This is a genomic window from Nonomuraea sp. NPDC050643 (genome assembly GCF_040654715.1).
In the GTDB taxonomy this organism is placed as follows: domain Bacteria; phylum Actinomycetota; class Actinomycetes; order Streptosporangiales; family Streptosporangiaceae; genus Nonomuraea.
On the sequence record NZ_JBFAIM010000062.1, the window covers coordinates 38961 to 60793 of the forward strand.

Annotated in this window: 21 protein-coding genes and 1 pseudogene; 7 read left to right on the forward strand and 15 right to left on the reverse strand. The window is 70.2% G+C overall.

Features of this window, described 5'->3' with window-relative positions:
* Positions 1-40 precede the first annotated feature (40 nt).
* Positions 41-133 (reverse strand): annotated as a pseudogene (locus tag AB0I15_RS50780) (Uma2 family endonuclease); the annotation flags it as partial.
* A 164-nt stretch (positions 134-297) separates the two neighbouring features.
* Between AB0I15_RS50780 and AB0I15_RS50785 the strand changes: the two are divergent.
* Both AB0I15_RS50785 and AB0I15_RS50790 read left to right on the forward strand, forming a co-directional pair.
* Positions 298-531 (forward strand): hypothetical protein, encoded by a 234-nt coding sequence (locus AB0I15_RS50785; protein WP_358113718.1) that lies wholly within the window; start codon positions 298-300, stop codon positions 529-531.
* A gap of 90 nt (positions 532-621) precedes the next feature.
* A complete protein-coding gene (locus AB0I15_RS50790) occupies positions 622-1365 on the forward strand; it encodes a metallophosphoesterase family protein (RefSeq protein WP_358113720.1) in 744 nt (247 codons plus the stop codon).
* A 1-nt stretch (position 1366) separates the two neighbouring features.
* Here the strand turns inward: AB0I15_RS50790 and AB0I15_RS50795 are convergent, their stop codons facing one another.
* From AB0I15_RS50795 to AB0I15_RS50810, 4 genes are all read right to left on the reverse strand, one after another.
* Positions 1367-2656 carry an MFS transporter gene (locus AB0I15_RS50795; RefSeq protein ID WP_358113722.1) on the reverse strand — a complete coding sequence of 430 codons (1290 nt, stop codon included), beginning with the start codon at positions 2654-2656 and terminating at the stop codon, positions 1367-1369.
* Positions 2657-2785: 129 nt separating this feature from the next.
* Positions 2786-3136: a nuclear transport factor 2 family protein gene (locus tag AB0I15_RS50800; RefSeq protein WP_358113724.1), complete on the reverse strand. Its 351-nt coding sequence runs from the start codon at positions 3134-3136 to the stop codon at positions 2786-2788.
* 35 nt (positions 3137-3171) lie between these two features.
* On the reverse strand, positions 3172-3579 hold the full coding sequence (locus AB0I15_RS50805) for a hypothetical protein (RefSeq protein ID WP_358113726.1): 408 nt from the start codon (positions 3577-3579) through the stop codon (positions 3172-3174).
* 155 nt (positions 3580-3734) lie between these two features.
* A complete protein-coding gene (locus tag AB0I15_RS50810; protein WP_358113728.1) occupies positions 3735-5396 on the reverse strand; it encodes a class I adenylate-forming enzyme family protein in 1662 nt (553 codons plus the stop codon).
* 361 nt (positions 5397-5757) lie between these two features.
* Here AB0I15_RS50810 and AB0I15_RS50815 point away from each other — a divergent pair, with 361 nt between their 5' ends.
* The 3 genes from AB0I15_RS50815 (at position 5758) to AB0I15_RS50825 (ending at position 8679) form a co-directional block, all read left to right on the forward strand.
* The gene (locus AB0I15_RS50815) at positions 5758-7374 is read left to right on the forward strand and encodes an endo-1,4-beta-xylanase (RefSeq protein ID WP_358113730.1); all 1617 of its coding nucleotides are present in this window, start codon (positions 5758-5760) and stop codon (positions 7372-7374) included.
* Positions 7375-7514: 140 nt separating this feature from the next.
* The gene (locus AB0I15_RS50820) at positions 7515-8330 is read left to right on the forward strand and encodes a maleylpyruvate isomerase family mycothiol-dependent enzyme (RefSeq protein WP_358113732.1); all 816 of its coding nucleotides are present in this window, start codon (positions 7515-7517) and stop codon (positions 8328-8330) included.
* Between the two features lie 148 nt (positions 8331-8478).
* Positions 8479-8679, forward strand: a complete 201-nt coding sequence (locus AB0I15_RS50825) for a hypothetical protein (RefSeq protein ID WP_358113734.1) — start codon at positions 8479-8481, stop codon at positions 8677-8679.
* On the opposite strand, the gene AB0I15_RS50830 is transcribed toward AB0I15_RS50825, so the two are convergent.
* The 6 genes from AB0I15_RS50830 to AB0I15_RS50855 all read right to left on the reverse strand — a co-directional run bounded on the left by AB0I15_RS50830 (position 8676) and on the right by AB0I15_RS50855 (position 13315).
* Entirely contained in the window at positions 8676-9035 is a 360-nt protein-coding gene (locus tag AB0I15_RS50830; RefSeq protein WP_358113736.1) for a hypothetical protein, read from the reverse strand. The two genes, AB0I15_RS50825 and AB0I15_RS50830, sit on opposite strands and share 4 nt — an antisense overlap.
* Positions 9036-9134: 99 nt before the next feature.
* On the reverse strand, positions 9135-9740 hold the full coding sequence (locus AB0I15_RS50835; RefSeq protein ID WP_358113738.1) for a VOC family protein: 606 nt from the start codon (positions 9738-9740) through the stop codon (positions 9135-9137).
* Positions 9741-9789: 49 nt separating this feature from the next.
* A complete protein-coding gene (locus AB0I15_RS50840; RefSeq protein ID WP_358113740.1) occupies positions 9790-10152 on the reverse strand; it encodes a hypothetical protein in 363 nt (120 codons plus the stop codon).
* A 75-nt stretch (positions 10153-10227) separates the two neighbouring features.
* Positions 10228-11049 (reverse strand): carbohydrate ABC transporter permease, encoded by an 822-nt coding sequence (locus AB0I15_RS50845; RefSeq protein WP_358113742.1) that lies wholly within the window; start codon positions 11047-11049, stop codon positions 10228-10230.
* On the reverse strand, positions 11046-11963 hold the full coding sequence (locus AB0I15_RS50850; protein ID WP_358113744.1) for a sugar ABC transporter permease: 918 nt from the start codon (positions 11961-11963) through the stop codon (positions 11046-11048). Before AB0I15_RS50850 ends, AB0I15_RS50845 begins: the two co-directional genes overlap by 4 nt.
* Positions 11960-13315: an extracellular solute-binding protein gene (locus AB0I15_RS50855; RefSeq protein WP_358113746.1), complete on the reverse strand. Its 1356-nt coding sequence runs from the start codon at positions 13313-13315 to the stop codon at positions 11960-11962. The genes AB0I15_RS50850 and AB0I15_RS50855 overlap by 4 nt, the downstream gene beginning before the upstream one ends.
* 77 nt (positions 13316-13392) lie before the next feature.
* Between AB0I15_RS50855 and AB0I15_RS50860 the strand changes: the two genes are divergently transcribed.
* Positions 13393-14592 carry an ROK family transcriptional regulator gene (locus AB0I15_RS50860; RefSeq protein ID WP_358113748.1) on the forward strand — a complete coding sequence of 400 codons (1200 nt, stop codon included), beginning with the start codon at positions 13393-13395 and terminating at the stop codon, positions 14590-14592.
* A 29-nt stretch (positions 14593-14621) separates the two neighbouring features.
* Here AB0I15_RS50860 and AB0I15_RS50865 read toward each other — a convergent pair whose 3' ends face one another.
* The 4 genes from AB0I15_RS50865 to AB0I15_RS50880 are packed head-to-tail and all read right to left on the reverse strand — an operon-like array spanning position 14622 to position 20625.
* Positions 14622-17615, reverse strand: a complete 2994-nt coding sequence (locus tag AB0I15_RS50865; protein ID WP_358113750.1) for a glycoside hydrolase family 38 C-terminal domain-containing protein — start codon at positions 17613-17615, stop codon at positions 14622-14624.
* Between the two features lie 31 nt (positions 17616-17646).
* Entirely contained in the window at positions 17647-18423 is a 777-nt protein-coding gene (locus AB0I15_RS50870) for a carbohydrate ABC transporter permease (protein WP_358113752.1), read from the reverse strand.
* A gap of 55 nt (positions 18424-18478) precedes the next feature.
* A complete protein-coding gene (locus AB0I15_RS50875) occupies positions 18479-19351 on the reverse strand; it encodes a sugar ABC transporter permease (RefSeq protein ID WP_358113754.1) in 873 nt (290 codons plus the stop codon).
* Positions 19351-20625 (reverse strand): sugar ABC transporter substrate-binding protein, encoded by a 1275-nt coding sequence (locus AB0I15_RS50880; RefSeq protein ID WP_358113756.1) that lies wholly within the window; start codon positions 20623-20625, stop codon positions 19351-19353. The genes AB0I15_RS50875 and AB0I15_RS50880 overlap by 1 nt, the downstream gene beginning before the upstream one ends.
* A 97-nt stretch (positions 20626-20722) precedes the next feature.
* Between AB0I15_RS50880 and AB0I15_RS50885 the strand changes: the two genes are divergently transcribed.
* Positions 20723-21754, forward strand: coding sequence for a LacI family DNA-binding transcriptional regulator (locus tag AB0I15_RS50885; protein ID WP_358113758.1), 1032 nt, complete (start codon positions 20723-20725; stop codon positions 21752-21754).
* Positions 21755-21833: the final 79 nt, after the last annotated feature.

Consider the following 21833-nt stretch of genomic DNA (forward strand, 5'->3'; position numbering starts at 1 on the left):
CGAGGGCCGGTACGGCGGATGCCGTGCCGGCCCTTCCGCGTCAGATGCGGTCGATCTCGGTGAGGTCGATGTCGAGATCGAAGGGGACGGCCGGCTTGACCCGGTCATGATGGATGCCGGTGAGGGCGTAGGACCTCTGCCGCGAAACCCTGCGGCGGCGGAAAGACCCAGTCGGGGAGCGAAGGGTGCGTCATCCTGACGATCGCCGCTTCGGCGGTCATGGGCCAACGCCACCAACCTGATGTGCTCACGCCGGGTGAACGTCAGGACACCATGGGAGAAGGCGGAAAGCTGGTCATGAGGCAGTTGCTGGTTTTCGGTGAGCGGGATGACGCCGAAGAGGTCGCGGAGACGCTGGGGGAGTGGTTTGCGGGGCTCGGGGTGCCGCGGGTCGTGCGGGAGACGCTCGCCGGGGAGGACGACGCCGAGGACGCGCAGTGGCTCGTCGTTCTCGAAGGGGCGGACGAGGGCTCGCTGGCGAAGATCGATGAGCTGGTCGAGCGGTACGACGGGTGGCGGGAGGCGGGCTGAGGTGTTCGTCGGGTGGCGGGAGGTGGGCTGAGGTGTTCGTCGGGTGCGAACATCGGCACCCGGGGGCCGCCGGGAGGGCAGAGTGGCGGTATGCGAATCGCGGTGCTGTCCGATGTGCACGGGGTGCTGCCGGCGCTCGAGGCCGTGCTGGCCGAGCCCGAGGTGGCCGCGGCCGACCTGATCGTGCTCACGGGAGACGTGGCCGCCGGGCCGATGCCCGTGCAGACGCTGGATCTGCTGGTCTCGCTGGGGGAGCGGGCGCTGTGGGTCGGCGGGAACGCCGACCGGGAGCTGGTCGAGGTGGCGGCCGGCAAGGTCAGCCCCTACCCGTCGTCGCAGTGGGCGGCGGGAGAGCTGCGGGGCGATCAGGTCGCGTTGCTCGGTGGGCTGCCCGCGCGGCAGGTGGTGGAGCTCGGGCGGCTGGGCACCGCGCTGTTCGTGCACGCGACGCCGCGCAGCGATGAGGAGATGATCCTCGTCGACAGTTCACTGGCGCGGTGGGCGGAGGTGCTGGCGGGGGAGGGCGCCGACACCGTGGTGGTGGGCAACACGCACATGCCGTTCGTCCGGCTGGCGGACCGGGTGCTGGTCGTGAACCCGGGGTCCGTGGGGATGCCCTACGGGAGATACGGGGCGCAGTGGGCGTTGCTCGACGGGGAGAGCGGGGCGGTGACCCTGCGCACCACGCCGCTCGACGCCCGGCGGGTGGGGGAGCGGCTGGTGGCCGAGAGCGGGTTCGAAAGGATCGGGGAATGGGTCGCCGAATATGTGACCAGCGTCTACTCCGACGCCGACGCGCTGGCCGCCTTCGCGAAGGCGGAGCGGCGGGAGTGAGTCAGGCGGTGGCCTGGGCCGCCGCCGCCTGCCGGCGGGCCTTCTCCGACAGGGCGTGCTCGTCGGTCCTGGCGTCGTAGCGGCGGAATCTGGGCAGGGCGGCGGCCAGGCCCAGCACGGCGCCGACGCACAGCAGGCCGCCCGCTCCGAGGGAGAAGCGGGTGCCGCCGAAGTTGGCCATCAGGCTGGCGCGGGTGTTGCCCAGCATCGGGCCGCTGGCGTAGGAGAGCAGCTCGATGCCGGCCAGGCGGCCGCGCAGCTCCGGTGGGATGGTCTGGTTCCACATCGTCATGCGGAAGATGCCACTGATCATGTCGGCGGCGCCCGCCAGCGCGATGCAGACGAAGACCAGCCAGACGTTGGGTGCCAGCGCGGTCAGCGCCATGGCCGCGCCCCACAACGTCGCGGCGACGATCACGCCGAGACCCTGCCGCTGCACCCGGGCCGTCCATCGGCCGGTGACCGAGGCGATCAGGGCGCCCACCGCCGCGGCCGAGTAGAGCAGGCCGAGTGCCTCTGGCGCCCGCAGCTCGTCGGCCAGGAACGGGAACAACGCCGTCGCCATCGCGAACACCATCGCGGCGATGTCCACCAGGTACGTGCCCATCAGGTCACTGCGGCCCACCGCGTACCGGACGCCCTCGACCAGCGACTTCAGCGACGCCGGCGCGGCGTCCTCGGCCGGCGGGAGCGAGCGGACGCGCCACAGCAGGACCAGGGACAGCGCGAAGGTCAGCGTGTCGAGGCCGTACGCCGCCGCCACGCCCAGCTTCGTCACCAGCAGGCCGCCCAGCGCCGGGGCCACGATGGCGCCGAAGTTCCAGCGCAGGCTCGACAGCACCGCGGCCGCCGCCTGCTGGTCGTGCTTGACCACCTGCTGGATCACGGCCTCCAGGCTGGGGCGCTGCAGGCAGGCGATGCCGGTGGAGACGGCGCCCATCACGTACAGGACCCACACCTGGGGGTTCGGGAGCATCGCGTTGACCATGAGCGCCGTGGTGGTGATCAGCAGGCCCAGCTCGCTCAGCACGATGATCTTGCGGCGGTCGAGCGCGTCGGCGATGGCGCCGCCCCACAGGCCGCACACCACCATCGGCACGAACTCCGCCAGGCTCACCAGCCCGACCGCCAGGTAGGAGTCCGTCAGCTCCTTCATCTGGTACGGCACCGCCACCAGAGTGATGAACGTGCCGAACATGGTGATGACACCCGACGAGAACAGCAGCCGATAGTCGCGCGAATCGCGCAACGGGCTCAGATCGATCGACAGGTGATGAAGAAGGCGTTTCACTCCGGTCAGCACGAGTTCTGATTGTCCGACAGGCGCCGGGTACAGGGCAAATGCATTTCCGGGGACGCGACAACGGCCCCCGGGGCATCCGGAGGCCGTTGCGTGGGCGGGGTGCGGGCGGGGTGCGGGTCAGCCCGGGACCTTGTCGAGGAAGCCCAGGACCTTGCGGATCCTGCCGTCCTCGGCCAGCTCCACCACGTCGAACCCGATCGCGACCGGCTCCCCGCCCTCGGGGCCCAGGTGCCAGGTGAAGCGGGCGGTGTGGTGGTGGGCGTCGTACGTCTCGCCCGGGGTGAAGACCAGACCGGGGAACATGCCCTGTGCGCCCTCGATGACCGCGGCGATCCCGTCGTGGCCGGCGACGTCGGCGAGCGGGTCGGTGTAGGTGGCGTCCTCGGTCCACAGGCCGGCCACGGCCTTGGCGCGGGCGGCGGGGTCGGTCTCGTTCCAGGCGGCGACGTAGCGTTCGATGAGAGTCATGATCGGTCTCCTTGGAGGTCGGTCGGTATTCGAGGTCAGTGGGTACGGCTCCTGCGCAGGCCCATGATCTGCAGTTCGGCGAAGCCGGCGACCACGAGCGCCTGGGCGATGGCCCAGATGGCGCCGATGGTGGTGAAGTCCGCCGCGCCCGCGACGACGGTGCCGACGCTGCCCAGGGTCCAGATGACGTTCAGGGCGATCACCGCCTTGGTGGCGGCCGGGCTGATCGGGCGGCGAGTGGCCAGGAGGCCGACGGCGGCGCCGTACACGAGGAGGAAGACGCCGATGCCGCGCAACAGGCCCGCGTCGGGGCCGAGCAGGGTGCTCACGGGGGCGGCCAGGGCGAGATAGATCAGCCCGTTGCCGCCGGTGACGACGGCGTCGGCGGCCAGGGCGAGACGCAGGAACTTCGTCCGGTCGGCGGTCACGGTCAAGGCGGTCATTTCGGGCTCCTTCGCTGGCTGAGTGCGACACCTGAAAGATGTCAGCCAGGGGGTAGGGGCCGCGATTACGCGCCAGGTAAGGGCAGGCCGTCGCACACGCGCCGACCAGCGGGAAGACAGAAAATGTGAGGGCCGTCACAGCGGCCCTCACGCGGTCAGCCGCCCAGGATCTCCCTGCGCAGGTGGGTCTTGAGGATCTTGCCGCCGGGGTTGCGGGGCAGCTCGCCCTCGCGGAACCACACGTGCTCCGGGATCTTGAACTTGGCGATGCGCTTCGCCAGGAACGTCCTGAGCTCCTCTGGTGTGACCGTCTTGCCGGGGGCCAGGCGGACGACCGCCCCGACCTCCTCGCCCAGCTCGTCGTGCGGTACGCCGATCACCGCCGTGTCGTCCACGGCCGGGTGCTCGAACAGCGCCGCCTCCACCTCGGCGCAGTAGACGTTCTCGCCGCCCCTGATCACCATGTCCTTGGCCCGGTCCACGATGTAGACGAAGCCCTCGTGGTCGATCTTGGCCAGGTCACCGGTGTGCAGCCAGCCGCCGACGAACGTCTGCGCCGTCGCCTCCGGCTTGTTCCAGTAGCCCATGATGACGTTCGGGCCGCGTACGCACAGCTCGCCGACCTCGCCGGGCGGCAGTTCGGCGCCGGCCGGGTCCACCACGCGCACGTCCACCACCGCGGCGGGCAGGCCGATGCTGTCGGGCCTGGCCTGGTAGTCGGCGCCGCCGTTGCCGATGGCCAGGGCGGTCGTCTCGGTCATGCCGTAGCCGTTGGAGGGGGCGCGGTCGGGCAGGTTCTGGGTGATGCGCTCCAGCAGCCTGGGCGGGGCGGGGGCGCCGCCGTAGCCGAGGGTGGTCAGGGACGACAGGTCGTACTTGCCGAAGTCGGGGTGGGACATGAGCTGCCAGGCGTTGGTGGGCACGCCGATCATCGCGGTGACCTGCTCGCGCTCGATCAGGCGCAGGGCCTGCTCGGGGTCCCACTTGTACATGAGCACCAGGCCGCCGCCGCTGAACATCGTGGTGGTCAGGGCGGAGAAGCAGCCGGTGACGTGGAAGAGGGGCACGGTCAGGAGCGTGATCCGGCGGGTTCCGGCCGCGGCCGCGATGTCCTTGCCGGCCAGGGCGGTCGCGCGCATGAGGCCGTACGCGACCGTCATGGGGGACTGGCCCAGGTTGCGGTGGCTGCCGAGGGCGCCCTTGGGGTTGCCGGTGGTCCCGGAGGTGTAGAAGATCGTGGCCGGGTCCTCGGAGGACAGCTCGACGTCCGGCAGCCTCACGTCGGCGACCACCTCTCCCATGACCTCGTCGAACGCCCGCGCCCCCGCCGGAGCCTCGCCCCTGGCCACGATCATCGGCACGCCCGTCCCGGCCAGCCGGACCGCGCGCTCGCCGTCGGCGATCAGCACCTTGGCGCCGCAGTCGTGGACGCCGTAGGCCAGCTCGGTCTCGGTCCACCAGGCGTTCAGCGGTACGGCGATGCCCCCCGCCGCCAGCACGGCCGAGAACGAGACCACCCATTCCGGGTAGTTGCGCATGGCCACGGCCACCCGGTCGCCCTTGGTCACGCCGTACTCCTCGACCAGGCGGCCGGCGAGGGTGGCCGCGCGGCGGAAGTGCTCCTCGAACGTGATGTGCTCGTCCTCGTACGCCAGGAAGACCTTGTCGCCGTGGAACCTGCTCATCTCCAGCAGGGCCCGGAAGTGGGCCGGTGCGTGCTTCCACGTGCGTACGCCGGTGTCGCCGATCTCCTCGATCTCGAAGAGCTGGCCTGGACCGGTGAGCTGGGCCTGGACCTGGGCGTGCGAAAGAGACATGCGCAGAACTCCCGCAGTGGACGATTATTCCGGATAAATCACAGTACCGACCGGTAGGTACGTCGCGCTAGAGCAGGAAAAATGGGCATGTCGCACCCTTTGTGGGGGTGGTTGGTCTTTGATGTTCCCGGGGGCTCCGGGCCGGGAACCTCGATGAAAGTTTCATTTTCTGGCCGATAGTTTCTGCCCGCCAACTGCTGCTTTGGTGTCGGCTCAGACCTGCCATTGACCCTGCACGCGCATGTCAATACCGTCGGCGATGCGGTCCTGTCCGGGCCGAAAACTTTCGGAACCGAGTGCCTGCCTCCGGAGGTAGATGTCCGTGCATTCGTCGCTTGTCAGAATCCTCACCCTGCTGGGGATGCTCGCAGCCTTCCTCCTGCCCGCCACCGCGGCCGAAGCGTCCGGTCCCCTGCGCACGCACGCGCAGGCGCGGAGCAAGTTCATCGGTGCGGCGCTCGCGACCAGCCCGCTGTCCAACGAGACCGCCTACCGCAACATCGCGGCCACCGAGTTCAACCAGATCACCGCCGAGAACGCGATGAAGTGGGACGCCACCGAGCCCAACCCGGGCCAGTTCAACTTCTCCGGCGCCGACGCCATCGTCAACTTCGCCAACCAGAACAACCAGCAGGTCCACGGCCACACGCTCGTGTGGCACAGCCAGACGCCCGGCTGGGTGCAGAGCCTCGGCGCCAGCGCCATGCGCACGGCCATGCAGAACCACATCAGCCAGGTCGTCGGCCGCTATGCGAGCAACGCGGCCGTGGTCTCCTGGGACGTGGTGAACGAGGTGTTCGAGGACAACGGCAACATGCGGACCTCGTTCTGGTACAACACGCTGGGCCAGAGCTACATCGCCGACGCCTTCCGCGCCGCCCGCGCCGCCGACCCCGACGCGCGGCTGTGCATCAACGACTACAACGTCGAGGGCATCAACGCCAAGAGCACCGCGATGTACAACCTGGTCTCGTCGCTGCGCCAGCAGGGCGTGCCGGTCGACTGCGTCGGCTTCCAGGGCCACCTCGCGATCCAGTTCGGCTTCCCGAACGACCTCCAGCAGAACCTGCAGCGCTTCGCCGCCCTCGGCGTCCAGGTCCGGATCACCGAGCTGGACGTGCGCATGCAGATGCCCAGGGACTCCACCAAGGACGCCACCCAGGCCACCTACTACCGCAACGTCGTCAACGCCTGCCTGGCCGTCAGCGCCTGCGCCGGGGTGACGATCTGGGGCTTCACCGACAAGTACTCGTGGGTGCCCGACACCTTCCCCGGGCAGGGCGCGGCGCTCATCTACAACGAGAGCTACCAGCAGAAGCCGTCGTACACCGCCGTGCACGACGCCCTGGCGGGCGGCACCACCACCGACCCCACCCCGCCCACCACACCCGGGACACCGAGTTCGAGCAACGTCACCTCCAACTCCGCCACGCTGACCTGGACCGCCTCCACCGACAGCGGCGGCAGTGGCCTGGCCGGCTACAACGTCTACCGGGAGCAGGGCACCACCGACACGCAGCTCGGCCAGAGCACGACCAACTCGATCACGCTGACCGGGCTGACCCCGAGCACCCAGTACCAGGTGTACGTACGGGCGCGTGACGGAGCCGGGAACCTGTCCGGCAACTCGGCGCTGGCCACGTTCACCACCACGGCGGGGCCCGGCGGCGGCGGTGGCTGCACGGCGGTGGGCACCGTGCAGACCCAGTGGAACAACGGGTACGTCGTCCAGCCCGTCACCGTCACCAACGGCGGCACGTCGGCCATCACCGGCTGGACCGTCACCTTCACCCTGCCCGCCGGCCACACGCTGTCCGGCTCGTGGAACGCGGCCGTGACCATCAGCGGGCAGACCGTGACGGCCAGGAACGCCGGCCACAACGGCAACCTGGCGCCGAGCGCGAGCACCAGCTTCGGCTACCAGGTCAGCCGGCCGAACGGCAATACGCAGACCGTCTCCGGGTACACCTGTGCCTGACCGGCCATGAACGAGGATCCCCTGGAGCCTGCCCGGCCTGCCCGCCCGGCTGTCGGAACCGCTCCAGGGGATTCTCTCCGGCGGGAGATATTGACAGTTAAACCGTTGAGGTCTGTCGTTCGCCGTAGGAGGTGAACGGCATGAACGAATGGGATGCCACCTCGTACGCCGGAAAGGACACCATCCTGCGGGTCGTCCGGGACGAGGCCGAGCGGATGTTCGCGCTGGCCGAACCCGAGGAGGCCTGGGAGGCTCCGACCGCCTGCACGGGCTGGACGACGCGCGACGTGGTCGCGCACATCGTCGACACGACGGAAGGGTACTTCGCCGCCTTCGAGGTCGCCCGGGGTGGCGGTGCGCCCGGCACGGCGTACGGGCTGCCCGGGATGGGGGCCCGCGTCAACGAGCAGGCCACGGCGCTGCGCGGGATCCCGCAGAAGGAGCTGCTCGACCGGCTCAAGGCGGACTTCGAGCGGATGCAGGCGATCCTGCGCGACCTCGGCGAGGACGAATGGGGCGGGCTGACCGTCCCGCACTTCTACATGGGCCCGCTGCCGGCCTTCTTCTACGCGGCCGGGCAGCTCATGGACTACGCGGTCCACTCCTGGGACATCCGCCAGGGCACCGGCCGCGCGCACGGGCTCTCGGGTGAGGCGGCCGACCTGCTGGTGCCGTTCATGTTCGTGCTGTGGCAGTCGACGGTCAAGCAGGGGCCGGAGCCGGCGGCGTTCGACCTCGGGATACGGGTGGGCGGCGTCAACGGGGGCGACTTCCGGGTCTCGGTCGGGGGCGGCGGGATGACGTACGAGAAGGGGAGCCTGGACGGGCTGCCCGCGGTCATCGAGTTCGACGCCGGGAGCATGGTGCTCACGACGTTCGGGCGGAGCAACGCGGGGACGGTCCGCGGCGATCTGGCACTCGCGGAACGGTTCCTGAACCTGTTCTTCCGCATCTAGCCCTGGCCTGCGGCCTGGTGACCTGCCGGTGTGAGGGCCGGCAGGTCACCGGACCGGATGGTCCGCGGGCCTCGAGTCCGGTACGGTCCGGCCGCGAGCCGCTTCGCGTATGCATGTCCTTGACGTCAGCGTTGAGGAGGCGGTTCGCGTGGACCCGTCCATGGCCCTACTGGTCGCCGCGATGGTCGTCGGCGTGCTCGTCCTGGCGGGGTCCAGGAACCCCAAGGTGAAGTGCTGGCGGTGCGGTGGCGGGAAGGTGCTGCGCTCGTGGCTGCTGCCGTGGCGGTACCGCTCGTGCCCGCGGTGCGGTGGGGACGGGGAGCTCCGCGGGTTCTTCGGGCGGCGCTAGCGCGGAGCCTCGAGGCCCGGCTGGACCGGGCCCGACACCGGGGTGACGTTGGCCCGGAGCACCAGGCCGAGCAGCATCGACAGGACCGTCACGGTGGCGCCGATCTGGTCGGCGGTGAACTCCAGCCCGAATCCGGCCACCGCGGTCATCAGCGCGGTCACCGCCCCCGTCAGGGCGGAGACCACGAACGGCCGGGTCATGATCGCGACGATGATGGCGATCACGGCGCTGGCGACCGTCGAGATCGTGGCGACCTGGACCTGTGACAGGCCGAGTCCGAAGGCCACCAGGAGCGCGACCAGTGCGTTGATCGCGTACAGGATGGCGGCCGGCTCCTGGCCGAAGATCTTCTTCATGACGCCTCCGCAGGTCTGGTTCACACCCGAGACGGAGGTGACGATGCTGAAGCTCGTCCTCGGCGTTTCCCGTATGGTGAACCCTGCCTCCGGAGAGCGTCAAGGCTCCAGCGTGATGCCTTCGCGCCGCAGGTCCTCGATGATGCCGTCCACCAGGCGGGTGGCGACCGTGTGGTGGAGCCGGCCGTCGTCGCGGAGCTCGCGTACGGCCGGTACGGGGTCAGGGTCGGCGAACAGGCGCTCGTCGGAGTAGTCGACCGGCCTGCCGGTCGGGTCGACGGTCCACCAGGACGCCTCCAGCGCGATGCCGTTGGGGTCGCTGAAGTAGATCGAGCGCAGGAACCCGTGGTCGACGACGTCGGTGACCTCGCAGCCGTGCGCCTTGAGCCGGTCGCGGAGCCTGATGAGGGCCTCCTCGTCCGGCAGGTGCAGGGCCAGGTGGTCGAACTGCGCGGCCTTGGCGTACGGGACGCCGGCGGGCTTGGCGAAGCTGTCGAGGGCCTGGTCGGTGTACTCGAAGAAGGCCACGGTGTTACCCGTGCCGACGTCGAAGAAGTAGTGCCTGAACGCGGGGATGGCGAGGGTGGTGACGAGGCGGGCGTCGAGCACGCCGTGCCAGAAGCGCACGGTGGCGTCCATGTCCGCGGTCACCAGGGCAAGGTGGTGCACGCCGCGCCAGTGCACCGTTTCTGGGGTCGCAGCCATGGGCCAACCGTACGCCTTTCAACTACCTCCGGTAAGACATGAGTTCGTTTCAGGGGGTGGTGGCGCAGTGGTCTTGACCGGTGCCGACCGGGCGGACGCACACCTTGTCGCCGGTGACGAGGCCGGAGGTGGGGCGGAACTCGCCTTCGAGCGCGGTGCCCACGAGGTTGCTGGACAGGCTGCCCGAGGCGGGCATGCCGTTGAGGGTGAGGGTGAAGGCGGCCGGGGAGGGGGCGGGCTGGAACCGGAACCAGAAGCGGTAGTCGCCGGGGGTGCCGCGGATCTCCTGACAGGCGAGAGCCTCCGGCGGGCAGGTGGCCGCGGTCGCCGCCGGGGTCGTTCCGAACACGAGGGCGAGGCAGGTGAGGGCGAGCGCGGCGGTGGCGATGGATGACTTCGGCCCTGGGCGCATGTGGCTCCACTCGTTGCGCGAGATCTTGACATCACTTTCTAACCCGTTGTGCAGGTGACGACAAGAGGTGGACGATCAGCCCTTCACCGAGCCGGCGAAGTTGAACGAGCCCGCCAGATACTTGTTGACCGCCACGTACAGGACCACCGCCGGAGCCGTGTAGAGGATGGAGAAGGCGGCGAGCTGGCCGTAGGCGACCTGGCCGTACTGGGAGAAGAAGGTGTAGATCGTGACGGCCGCGGGCTGCTTCTCCGGGGCGTCCAGGAGGACGAAGGGGGCGAAGAAGTTGCCCCACTGGCCGACGAAGACGAAGATCGCCACCACCGCGATCCCGGGCGCCATCAGGGGGCCCACGACGGATCTCAGCGACTGGATCCAGCCGGCGCCGTCCACCCAGGCGGCCTCCTCCAGGCTGACCGGCACCCCGTCCATGAAGTTCTTCATCATCCAGATCGAGAACGGCAGCGAGCTCGCCGTCAGGAACAGCACCATCGCCGGCACCGAGCCGTACAGGTTGAACCGGAAGAACATCGCGTAGACCGGGACCAGGATCGCCGTCACCGGCAGGCCCGTGGTGAACAGAAGGGTCAGCATGAAGGGACGCCGGAAGCGGAGCCCGTAGCGTGAGAGCGGGTACGCCGCCAGCCCCGCCACCAGGACCGTCAGGATCGCCGTGGAGCCCGAGATGACGATCGAGTTGATCAGCGGGAGGATGATCGTCTCCCAGGTCAGGACGGCCTTGAAGTTGTCCAGGGAGAAGGTGAGCGTCGGCGCGGCGGCCAGCGTGGCCTCCGGCTGGACCGAGGCGATGAGCACCCACAGGAACGGCCCCAGGAAGGCCAGCGTGATGAGCAGGAGGGAGAGCCAGGCGGCACTCCTCGCGGCGATTCTCGTCATGCGTCCTCCACCTTGATCAGGCGCAGGTAGATCAGGGAGAACAGGGCGCCGATCACCAGCATGACCAGGGCGATGGCCGAGCCGTAGCCGATCTCGAAGTACCGGAACGCCTGCTCGTACATGTACAGCGGCGTGGTCTGGCTGGCCGTGCCGGGGCCGCCGGCCGTGAGGGCGTAGATGAGGCCGAAGCTGGCCAGGGTCTGCAGCGTGATCAGCATGAGGTTGGCCATGATCGAGCGGCGGATCAGCGGCAGGGTGATGTGCAGCAGGCGGCGGGCCGGGCCCGCCCCGTCGACGGCGGCGGCCTCCACCAGGTCGGCGGGGACCTCCGACAGGGCCGCCGAGTACACCAGCATCGAGAACGCCGTGCCGCGCCAGATGTTGGCCAGGATGACCGCGACCATCGGGGCCGTGTAGAGCCACTCCTGGGAGATGCCGAGCACGGCGTTGAGCGTGCCCTCCTCGGCCAGGAACGAGAACCAGCAGGCCGCCGCCACGATCTCGGGCATCACCCAGGCGGCGATGACGACGCCGTTGACCACGCTGCGCGTCACCCGGCCGCGGCCGCGCTGGAGGAGGGCGATGATCAGGCCCAGGGTGTTCTGGCCGATGACGGCGGAGCCGATGACGAAGATGAACGTGAGCAGGAACGAGTTGAGGAAGTTCGGGTCGGCGAACATCCTGGTGAAGTTGTCGAAGCCCACGAACCGGGAGTTCACCGAGGCCGAGCCGGTGAGCGTCTCGTTGGTGAAGGCGATGTAGACGCTCCACAGGATCGGGCCCGCCAGGAACAACGCCAGCAGGACCAGCGCGGGGCCGAGGGGGAGCAGCCAGCGCAGGGTCCGCCGCCGCCGTGACGAGCCGCCGGGCGGCGAGCTCGTCACGGGCGGGGACGGCGCCGTGGCGACCGTCATCGAGCCAGGACCTTGTCGGCGCCCCCGACAGCCGTCGGCAGGGCCTTGGCATAGGCCGCCGCGGCCTCCTCAGGGGTCTGGGCGCCTGTGGTGACCGCCTCCATCGCCTCCTGGACCTGGGCCGACACCTTCGGGTAGACCTCGTAGGCCGGCCGGTAGTGGGTGACCGCGGCCAGGTCCGTGAAGAACTTGACGCTCGGATTGTCGGCGCTGTAAGCCGGGTCGGCCGCGACGTCCTTACGGGGGGCCAGGTCGCCCGTGCCCACCGAGTACGTCATCGAGTTCTGCTTGTTCGTGGCCACCGTGATGAAGTCGAACGCCTCCTGCTTGTGCTTGGTGTACGCGCTCATCGCCATGACCCAGCCGCCCGACATGCTCACCGCGCCCGGCTCCTCGCCGTTCTGCGTCGGCATGGCCGCCCAGCCGATCTTGTCCTTCCACTCCGGCCACGGCTTGGTGCTGGTCGGCTTCCAGGCCGCGGCGGTCCAGGCGCCGTCGAGCGAGATGCCGAGGGTGGCCTTGGGGAACCACTCGTAGGTGACCTTGTCGGCGAGCTTGGCGTTGTGGGCGTCGGCCTGCTTCGGGCCGAGCTCCTCGCGGTAGATCGTGTTGACGAAGGTCAGGGCGTCGGTGAAGGTCTTGCCGCCGGCGACCCACTTCTTCTGGGCGTCGTCGTAGAGGGTGCCGCCGGGGGTGCCGTACAGGAGCATCTCGAAGCCCTGCATGGTCGCGGCCTCGCCGTGGATCTTGGTGGAGTACATGCTGAACGGGATCACGCCCGGCAGCTTCTGCTTGATCGTGCGGGCCGCCGTCAGCACGTCGTTCCAGCTCTTCGGCTCCCACGGGACGGGCAGGCCGGCCTTGGCGAAGACGTCCTTCTGGTACCACAGGCCGCGCGTGTCCGTGCTGATCGGGACGCCGTAGATCTTGCCGTCGCCGCCCTTGGCGGCCTGCTTCACCGAGTCGGGGAACTGGCTGCTCCAGTCGGGCCACTTGGCCAGGTAGTCGTCGAGCGGGGCCAGCTTACCCGCCGCGACGTCCGCGTTGACCTGGAAGGTGTCGTGGTAGTAGAGATCCGGCGCCGAGTCCGGAGAGCGATTCAACAGCGCCAGCTTGGTGTAGTAGGCCTCGTTGTTGCCCTGGACCGGGGTCAGCTTGATCGTGACTCCGGGGTGGGCGGCCTCGTACTGCTTCTTGGCGTCGCCGAGCATCTTCTCCAGATGCGGCCACGTGGGCTCGACCTTGTAGAGGACTTCGAGTTCCTTGCCGCCGTTGGTGCTCTGCGAGGCGCCGCCGCCGCAGCCGGCCACGGCTGTCAGCAGCAGGAGCGAACCGGCCAGCGTACGTCTCATCACGGACTCCCCCTGTTTCCTTGGGTTGCGGAGAACGTAAATCTTTTTGATTTACTAAGTCAACACTCTGTGGTGACATGGCTCACATGCAGCAGGGCACCAACCTGCCGAAGGTGGGGAGCTACAACCGCGCGGTGGTCCTGGAGGCGATCCAGGCGTCCGACGGGATCAGCCGGGTGCAGATCGCCGCCGTGGCCGGGCTCACGGCGCAGACCGTGTCGGTGATCGTGCGCAGGCTGCTGGAGGAGGGGCTGGTCGTCGAGGACGGCTCCGCGCCGTCGAGCGGTGGCAAGCCGCGCACGATCCTGCGGGTCGACGCGCGGGCGGGCTACGCGGTCGGCGTGCACTTCGACCCCCTGGAGCTGTCCTGCGTGCTGGCCGACCTGGCGGGGCGGCCGGTCGCCCGGCTGCACCTGCCGGTCCGGCCGCGGGCCCGCCCCGACGCCGTCATCCGCCAGATGGCCAGGTCGGCGCGGCGGATCCTCCGGGAGGCCGGGGTGCCGGACGGCAAGGTGCTCGGGGTCGGGCTGGCCTGCCCGGGTCCGCTGGACGGCGAGGGCGTGATGGTGTCCCCGCCGCGGCTGCCCGGCTGGGACCGGGTGCCGATCAAGGGGCTGCTGCACGAGTACACGGGCTTTCCGGTGACCGTGGACAACGACGCCACGGCGGCGGCGATCGGGGAGCGGTGGGCCGGCATCGCCCGGTCCACGCCCAGCTTCGCCTACCTCTACCTCGGGACGGGCATCGGCGGCGGGCTCGTCCTGGACAACCAGGTCTACCGGGGCAGCTCGCTGAACGCCGCCGAGTTCGGGCACATCACGGTCGAACCGGACGGGCCCGAGTGCTACTGCGGCAACCGGGGGTGCGTGGAGGCCGTGTGCTGCCCGAGCGCCATCGAGGCGGCCATGAACAGCGGCGGCCCCGCCGGGCGCGCCCCCGGGCACGCCGCCATCTGTGCGGCGGCCGCCGCCGGGGAGCCCGAGGCGCGCCGGGTGATCGAGCGGGTGGCGGACCGGCTCGCCGACGCCGCCGTGAGCGTGGTGAACATGCTGGACATCGACCTGCTCGTGCTCGGCGGGCCCGCCCTGCGGGAGGTGGGCGAGATCTATCGGGAGGTGATCGCGCGGGCCGTGTCGGCGCGGCCGCTGGCCCGGCGGCTGCACGCGGTCCGGGTGGAGACCTCGCCGATCGCGGCCGACGCCGCCGCGATCGGCGCGGCCTCACTGGTCTTCCATGCCACGTACGCGCCCCGCCTGGGCGCGCTGCTCAGCGGATAGGGCCCCGCCGGGGCGGTCGGGCGGGGCGGTCAGGCCCGCTTGAGCCGCAGCGTGACCAGCTCGAACGGCTTCAGCGCCAGGGACAGCGCCTCCTCAGGACGCCGCGGTTCGCCCGTGGGCCGCTCCAGCAGGTCCGTCGTGACCACCTCCGCGACCGGGAAACCCGCCCGCAGCGTGGCGCGGGCCCGGCCGCCCCTGGACTCGTGGAAGCGGACGATCACGTCGCCGCTCTCGTCGTCGGCCAGCTTCACGGCGGTCACCACGACGGCGTCGTCGTCGACCGCGACCAGCGGCTCGACCTCGGCGTCGCCGGGCACGCGGCGCTCCGGCTGGTTGATGGACCAGCCCTCGCGGACCGCGTCGCCGATCTCCGCGCCCGGCACCAGCGCGTGGCGGAAGACGTGCACGCCCTGGTCGGTCTCCGGGTCGGGGAAGCGCGGGGCGCGCAGCAGCGAGACGCGCAGCGTCGTCACCGTGCCGCCGTCCTCGACCGTACGGGTGACGTCGTGGCCGTAGGTCGAGTCGTTGACCACGGCGACGCCCCAGCCGGGCTCCGCCACGTGCACGAAGCGGTGGTTGCACGCCTCGAACTTGGCGGCCTCCCAGCTCGTGTTGGTGTGGGTGGCGCGGTAGGAGTGGCCGTACTGGCTCTCGGAGGCGTACCGGTCGGCGTGCACGTCGAAGGGGAAGGCGAGCTTGAGGAACTTCTCCGTCTCGTGCCAGTCGACCTCCGTGCCGATCTCGAGCCGGCCCTCGCTGAGCGTGAGCCGCTGGGTCACCGACGAGGCGCCGAACGAGCGCCGCACCACGACCGTGCCGTCCTCCAGGCCCACCTCGTCGGCCTCGGTCAGGTCGGTGACCGTGTTGCGGTAGAACTCGTCCACGTCCCAGGCGTCCCACTTGTTGGGGAAGTCGGGGTGGATCTGCAGCAGGTTCGCCGCCCGGCCCGGCGCGACCGTCTCCCGGCCGGCGGTCAGGTCGTAGGCGGAGACCACCAGGCCGCGCCCGTCGATCTCGACCCGCACCGCGCCGTCCTCGAGGACGTAGCCGCCGCCCTCGCGGGCGCGCGCGTCCGTGGCGCGGGGGAGCGCGGGCCGCGTGGCGCCACCGGCCGGCACGCCGTGGCGGGCGTGCGGTGCCCCGTTGAAGACCAGCGTGCCGCCCGACGGGTCGCCCGCCAGTGCGCGCTGCGCCGCGTCGATGATCGCGTTGAGCTCCCCGGCCACCACCTCGTACGTCCTGCGCGCCTCCCGGTGCACCCACGCGATCGACGAGCCCGGCAGGATGTCGTGGAACTGGTGCAGCAGCACCGTCTTCCACAGCCGGTCGAGCTCCGCGTACGGGTAGGCCGCCCCGGCGCGCACGGCGGCCGTCGCCGCCCACAGCTCGGCCTCCCGCAGCAGCGCCTCGCTGTGCCGGTTGCCCTGCTTGGTCTTGGCCTGGCTGGTGAGCGTGGCCCGGTGCAGCTCCAGGTAGAGCTCGCCGGTCCACACGGGCGGGTTGCGGTATTCGGCCTCGGCCTTGGCGAAGAACTCGGCCGGCGTCTCCCAGGTGACGGCGGGCGAGCCCTCCAGGTCGCGTACGCGGGCCGCCTTGGCCACCATCTCCCGCGTCGTGCCGCCGCCGCCGTCGCCCCAGCCCGTCGGGGCCAGGGAGTGCCGGGCGACACCCTTGTCCTTGAAGTTGCGGGCGGCGTGCGCCAGCTCCCGGCCCTGCATCGAGCAGTTGTAGGTGTCGACCGGCGGGAAGTGCGTGAAGATCCGCGTCCCGTCGATGCCCTCCCACAGGAACGTGTGGTGCGGGAACGTGTTGGTCTGGCTCCACGAGATCTTCTGCGTGAGCAGCCGCTTCGACCCGGCCGCCTTGATGATCTGCGGCAGCCCGGCCGCGAATCCGAACGTGTCCGGCAGCCACACCTCCTCGTTGTCCACGCCGAACTCGTCGATGAAGAACCGCTTGCCGTGCACGAACTGCCGGGCCATCGCCTCCGAGCCGGGCATGTTCGTGTCGGACTCCACCCACATGCCGCCCGCGGGGACGAACCTGCCGGTGGCCACCGCCTTGGTGACCTTCGCCCACACCTCGGGCCGGTGCTCCTTGACCCACGCCCACTGCTGCGCCTGCGACATCGCGAAGATGAACTCCGGCTCGTCCTCCAGCAGGGCGGTCATGTTGGAGGTGGTGCGGGCCACCTTGCGCACGGTCTCGCGCAGCGGCCACAGCCAGGCCGAGTCGATGTGGGCGTGACCGACCGCGCTGATCCGGTGCGCCGACGGGACCGCCGGCGTCGACAGCACGCCGGCCAGCTCGGCCCGCGCGGCGGCCGCCGTGCCGCCCACGTCCTGAAGGTCGACGGCGTCCAGCGCCCGGCCGAGCGCCCGCAGCAGTTCCCAGCGGCGGGCGCCGTCGGCGGGCAGCTCGTGCATCAGCTCACCCAGCACCTCCAGGTCCATCACGAGCTGCCACACGGTCTCGTCGAACACGGCCAAGTCCATGCGGGTCAGCAGGTAGAGGGGGTCGGTCCCGGCGGTCTCCTTCTCGCCCATGTTCGTCGGCAGGAAGGGGTGGTAGTCGAGGATGACGGGGTTGGAGGCGGCCTCGATGTGCAGGCGCACCTCCTCGCCGCCCTCGACAGGAGAGCCGACGCGGACCCACTGGTTACGGGGGTTGAGCCCCTTCACCGGCGTGCCGTCGGGCCGGTAGACCAGGCCCTCGCACTGGAAACCCGGCTTGTTCTCGTCGAAGCCGAGGTCGAGGATGGCCTCGACGGTCCGGCCCGCCCATTCCGCCGGCACGGTGCCGGAGACGGTGAACCAGCTCGTGCCCCACGGGGCGCCCCACAGCCGGCCCACCTCGATCGGCTCGGGCGTCGCCGCCAGGCCCTCGGCCACCGGTACGGGCTCGTCCGGCGCGTTCCAGACGGACACTTCAAGCGGCACGGACTCGGGATAGATGGCCGGGCGGATCCGCTCGTCCAGGACACGCCTCAGCCGGGCTTCGATCAGTTCGCGGTCGTCATGCATCAGGGCTCCTCAAATGGAAACGGTGGTGGGGTCAGCCTTTGATGGCGCCTTCCTCCACGCCCCTGAAGAAGAAGCGCTGGAGTGCCGCGAACACGACGACGATCGGCAGGAAGGAGATCATCGTCCCGGCCGCGATCAGACGGGGGTTGGCGCTGAAGGTGCCGTTGAGATACTGCAGGCCGACGGTGAGGGTGTAGTGGTCGGGGTCGGTCAGGACGATGAGCGGCCAGAGGAAGTCGTCCCAGGCGCCGATGAACGCGAAGATCGTCACGACGCTGAGCATCCCGCGCACGTTGGGCAGGCCGATATGGCGCAGCCGCTGCCACGCCGTCGCCCCGTCGATGATCGCGGCCTCGTCCATCTCGGAGGGGATCGCCTGAAACGCGGTACGCATCAACAGCACGTTAAGCATCCCGATGGCGCCGGGCAACGCCACCCCCAGGAGAGTGTCCGCCAGACCGAGTGAGCGGACGGTCACGTACTGCGAGACGATCGTCACCTCGCCGGGCAGCACCAGTGTCGCCAGGAACAGCCCGAGCAGCAGCTTCGCGCCCCTGAAGCGGAGCCTGGCCAGGGCGAACCCGGCCATCGTGGCGCCCACCGCATTGCCCGCGACCACGATCGCGGCGACGATCAGCGAGTTGGCGGCGTACGACCAGACGGGGATGGTCTCGGCGACCTCGGCGTAGTTCGACAGCGTCGGCTGCTGCGGCAGGAAGCTCGGCGTGCCCGTGTAGATGTCCTCCCGCAGGCTCTTGAGCGAGGTGGACAACTGCCACAGGAACGGGGAGACGGTGAGGAGCAGCACCAGCAGGAGCAGGCCGTAGCGCAGGGCCTTCTCGCGGGCGGAGACGGTGTTGATGTCAGGCCGCCTTCCTGTTGAGCCGCAGCAGCGCCAGCATCGGGCCGATCGTGACGACCAGCAGCACCAGGCTGAGCGCGGAGGCGTAGCCGAGATGGCCGGTGAAGCCGCGGCTGTAGAGCTGGATGAGCATGACCAGCGACATGTCCCGGCCGCCGGGGCCGCCGGTGCCGTTCGACAGCACGTACAGCTCCGAGAACACGCGCAGGGCCGAGACCGACACCAGCACCGAGATCAGCAGCATCGTGTTGCGCACGCCGGGCAGTGTGACGCTCCAGAAGCGGCGCACCGGGCCGGCGCCGTCCACGGCGGCGGCCTCGTGCAGCTCGCGGCGGACGTTCCCGAGCGCCGACAGGTAGATGATCATGTAGTAGCCGAGGCCCTTCCAGACGGTCAGGCTGATCGCGCTGAACAGCAGCAGCCACCGGTCGGTCAGGAACGGCACCGGCTCGGCGATCACGCCGAGCCACTGCGCGAAGCCGTTGACCAGGCCCCGGTCGTCCAGCAGCCAGCCCCAGATCAGGGCCACCACCACGGCAGAGGCGACGACCGGGGTGTAGAAGGCGGTGCGGAAGAACGCGATGCCGGGCAGCTTCCTCTCCACCAGGATCGCGATCAGCAGCGGCAGCACCGTCAGCAGCGGCAGGCAGACCAGCATGAACACGACGCTGTTGACCAGCGCGTCGGCGAGCTGGTCGTCGTCCAGCACACGCCGGAAGTTGGCCAGGCCGGTGAAGTGGCCGCCGCCCAGCGGTTTGGCGTTGGTGAACGCCAGCACCACCGTGTTGATCGACGGCCACACCGAGAACGCGAACAGCCACACCGCGGCGGGCGCGACCAGCACCCATGGGGTGAACCAGCGGTGGTGCGTCATCAGCTCTTCAGCAGCTCGTCGCACTTGGCCACGGCGGCGTCGAGCGCCTCCTTCGAGGTGGCCTCACCGCTGATCGCCAGCGCGAACTGCTGCCTGACGAGCTTGGTCATCGCCTCGGTGACCTGGACCGGCTGCAGCACCTCGGCCTTGGCCAGCGACTCGAACGCGAGCACCTTCGCGTCGCCGGAGTTGGTGCCGTCGCTCTTGCTGAAGAACGGGTCGTTCGCCGAGGCCTTGGTGCTGGGGAAGATGTTGACCAGATGGGCGAACGCGGCCTGGTTCTCGGCGCTGGTCACCCAGCGGGCCAGGGCGAGCGCGGCGGGGGCGTTCTTCGTCCCCTTGGAGATCGACAGGCCCTGGACGTAGAGCGGCGGGGTGCCCATCGCGGCCGACGGCACGACCTTGGGCGCGAGCGTCGGGTTGTCGGTGGCCAGGCTCGTGATGTAGTTGCCGCCGCCGGTCGTCCAGGCCACCGTGCCCTCGTTGAACAGCTTGGCGTTGCCCGCGTAGGTGTCGGTGAGCACGTCGCGGGGGAGCAGGCCCTCCTTGAACGCGTCGCGGTACCGGTCGAGCAGCGCGACCGCCTCCGGGGTGTTGAAGGTGAAGCGGGAGCCGTCCGGCGACAGGATCGGCACGCCGGCGTTGGTCAGGTCGCCCAGCTCGGGGCGGCGGCTCATCAGGTAGACCTTGCCGCCCGACTTCTCCTTGAGGGTCCTGGCCTGGGCGATGAGCTCGTCCAGGGTCGCCGGGGGCTTGTCCGGGTCGAGGCCGTACTTCGTGAGCAGCTCGGAGTTCCAGTAGTTGACGTCGGTGTTGAGGTACCAGGGGTAGCCGTACGTGCCGGGCCGGCCGGGATACCTGTAGGCGTCGAGGCCGCCGGGGACGTACTCGCCGGCCAGTTTCGGGTCGGCCTGGGCGACGTCGAGCAGGAGGTCCTGCTTGATGAGCGGGACGGCGAAGTCGGGCGGCAGGTTGACGACGTCGGGCAGGGTGCCGCCGGCCGCCTGGGTGAGCACCTTGTCGGAGTAGCCCTCGGCCGGCTGGTCCAGCCACTCCACCTCGGTGCCGGGGTAGGTCTTCTCGAAGCCGTCGATGACGCCCTGGACGTAGTCGGTGAACTTCGGCTTGAGCGCCCAGGTCTGGAGGCTGACCTTGCCCCGTACCGCGCCGCCGGTGGCGCCCGCGCTCGTCGCCGGCGCCGGTTCGGCGCCTCCCAGCCCGCAGCCCGCGATCGTCGTGACCAGCACGGCCAGTCCTGCCCAGTACCTTCGCATGGCGCTCTCCTTCGGTACTAAACCGCTCTAGTTGCCGGACTATTCACCGGGCTAGACTCCCGTGTCAATAGGTCCTCACACATGACAGGGAGCACGCGTGGGCCGACCGACGATCGCCGACATCGCGCAGCGGGTCGGGGTGTCCAAGGGCGCGGTGTCGTTCGCGCTCAACGGGCGTCCCGGCGTCAGCGAGGCGACCAGGGCCCGCATCCTCGAGGTGGCCAGGGAGATGAACTGGCGGCCGCACAGCGCGGCCAGGGCGCTCGGCGGGGCCAGGGCGGAGGCGGTCGGGCTGGTGATCGCCAGGCCCGCCAGCACGCTGGGCGTGGAGCCGTTCTTCGCCCAGCTCCTGTCCGGGCTGCAGGCCAGGCTGTCGGAGCAGCAGGTGGCGATGCACCTGCTGGTCGTGGAGGACGCCGCGGCCGAGATCCAGGTCTACCGCGAGTGGGCCTCCGCGCACCGGGTGGACGGGTTCATCCTGGTCGACCCGCAGGTCCGCGACCCGCGCTTCGAGGCGATCGAGGAGCTGGGCGTGCCGGCCGTCGTGCTCGGCGGGCCCGGCGGGCACGGCTCCCTGTCCTGCGTGTGGGCCGACGACCGGGAGGCGATGCTCTCGGTCGTCGACTACCTGGCCGCGCTCGGCCACCGGCGGATCGCGCACGTCGCGGGGCTGCCGGGGTTCCGGCACACGCAGCGGCGCATGCGGGCGCTGCGCGACTCGGTCCGGCGGCTCGGCCTGGTGGACGCGGTGTCGCTGCCGACCGACTACAGCGACGCCGAGGGCGCGGCGGCGACCAGGGCGCTGCTGTCGCGAGGGCGCCGCCCGACCGCGATCGTCTACGACAGCGACGTGATGGCGCTGGCCGGGCTGGGCGTGGCGATGGAGATGGGCGTGCGGGTGCCGGGCGAGCTGTCCGTCGTGGCCTTCGACGACTCCGTGCTGACGCGGGTCACGCATCCGAGCATCACCTCGCTGTCGCGGGACACGTTCGCGCTCGGCGGGCAGGTGGCCGGGGTCATGCTCGAGGTGATCGCCGACCCGTCGTCCAGGCGCGACCTCAAGACCGCCACGCCCCGGCTCGTCGTCCGGCACAGCACGGCGCCGCCCGCCTCTTGGCAGGACGACTAAAGCGGTTTAGGGTGCGGGAGATCGGCTCATCTCTCGGAGAACGCGCGTGCCCGTGCCGCCGGCCAGGCGGCGGGGCGTG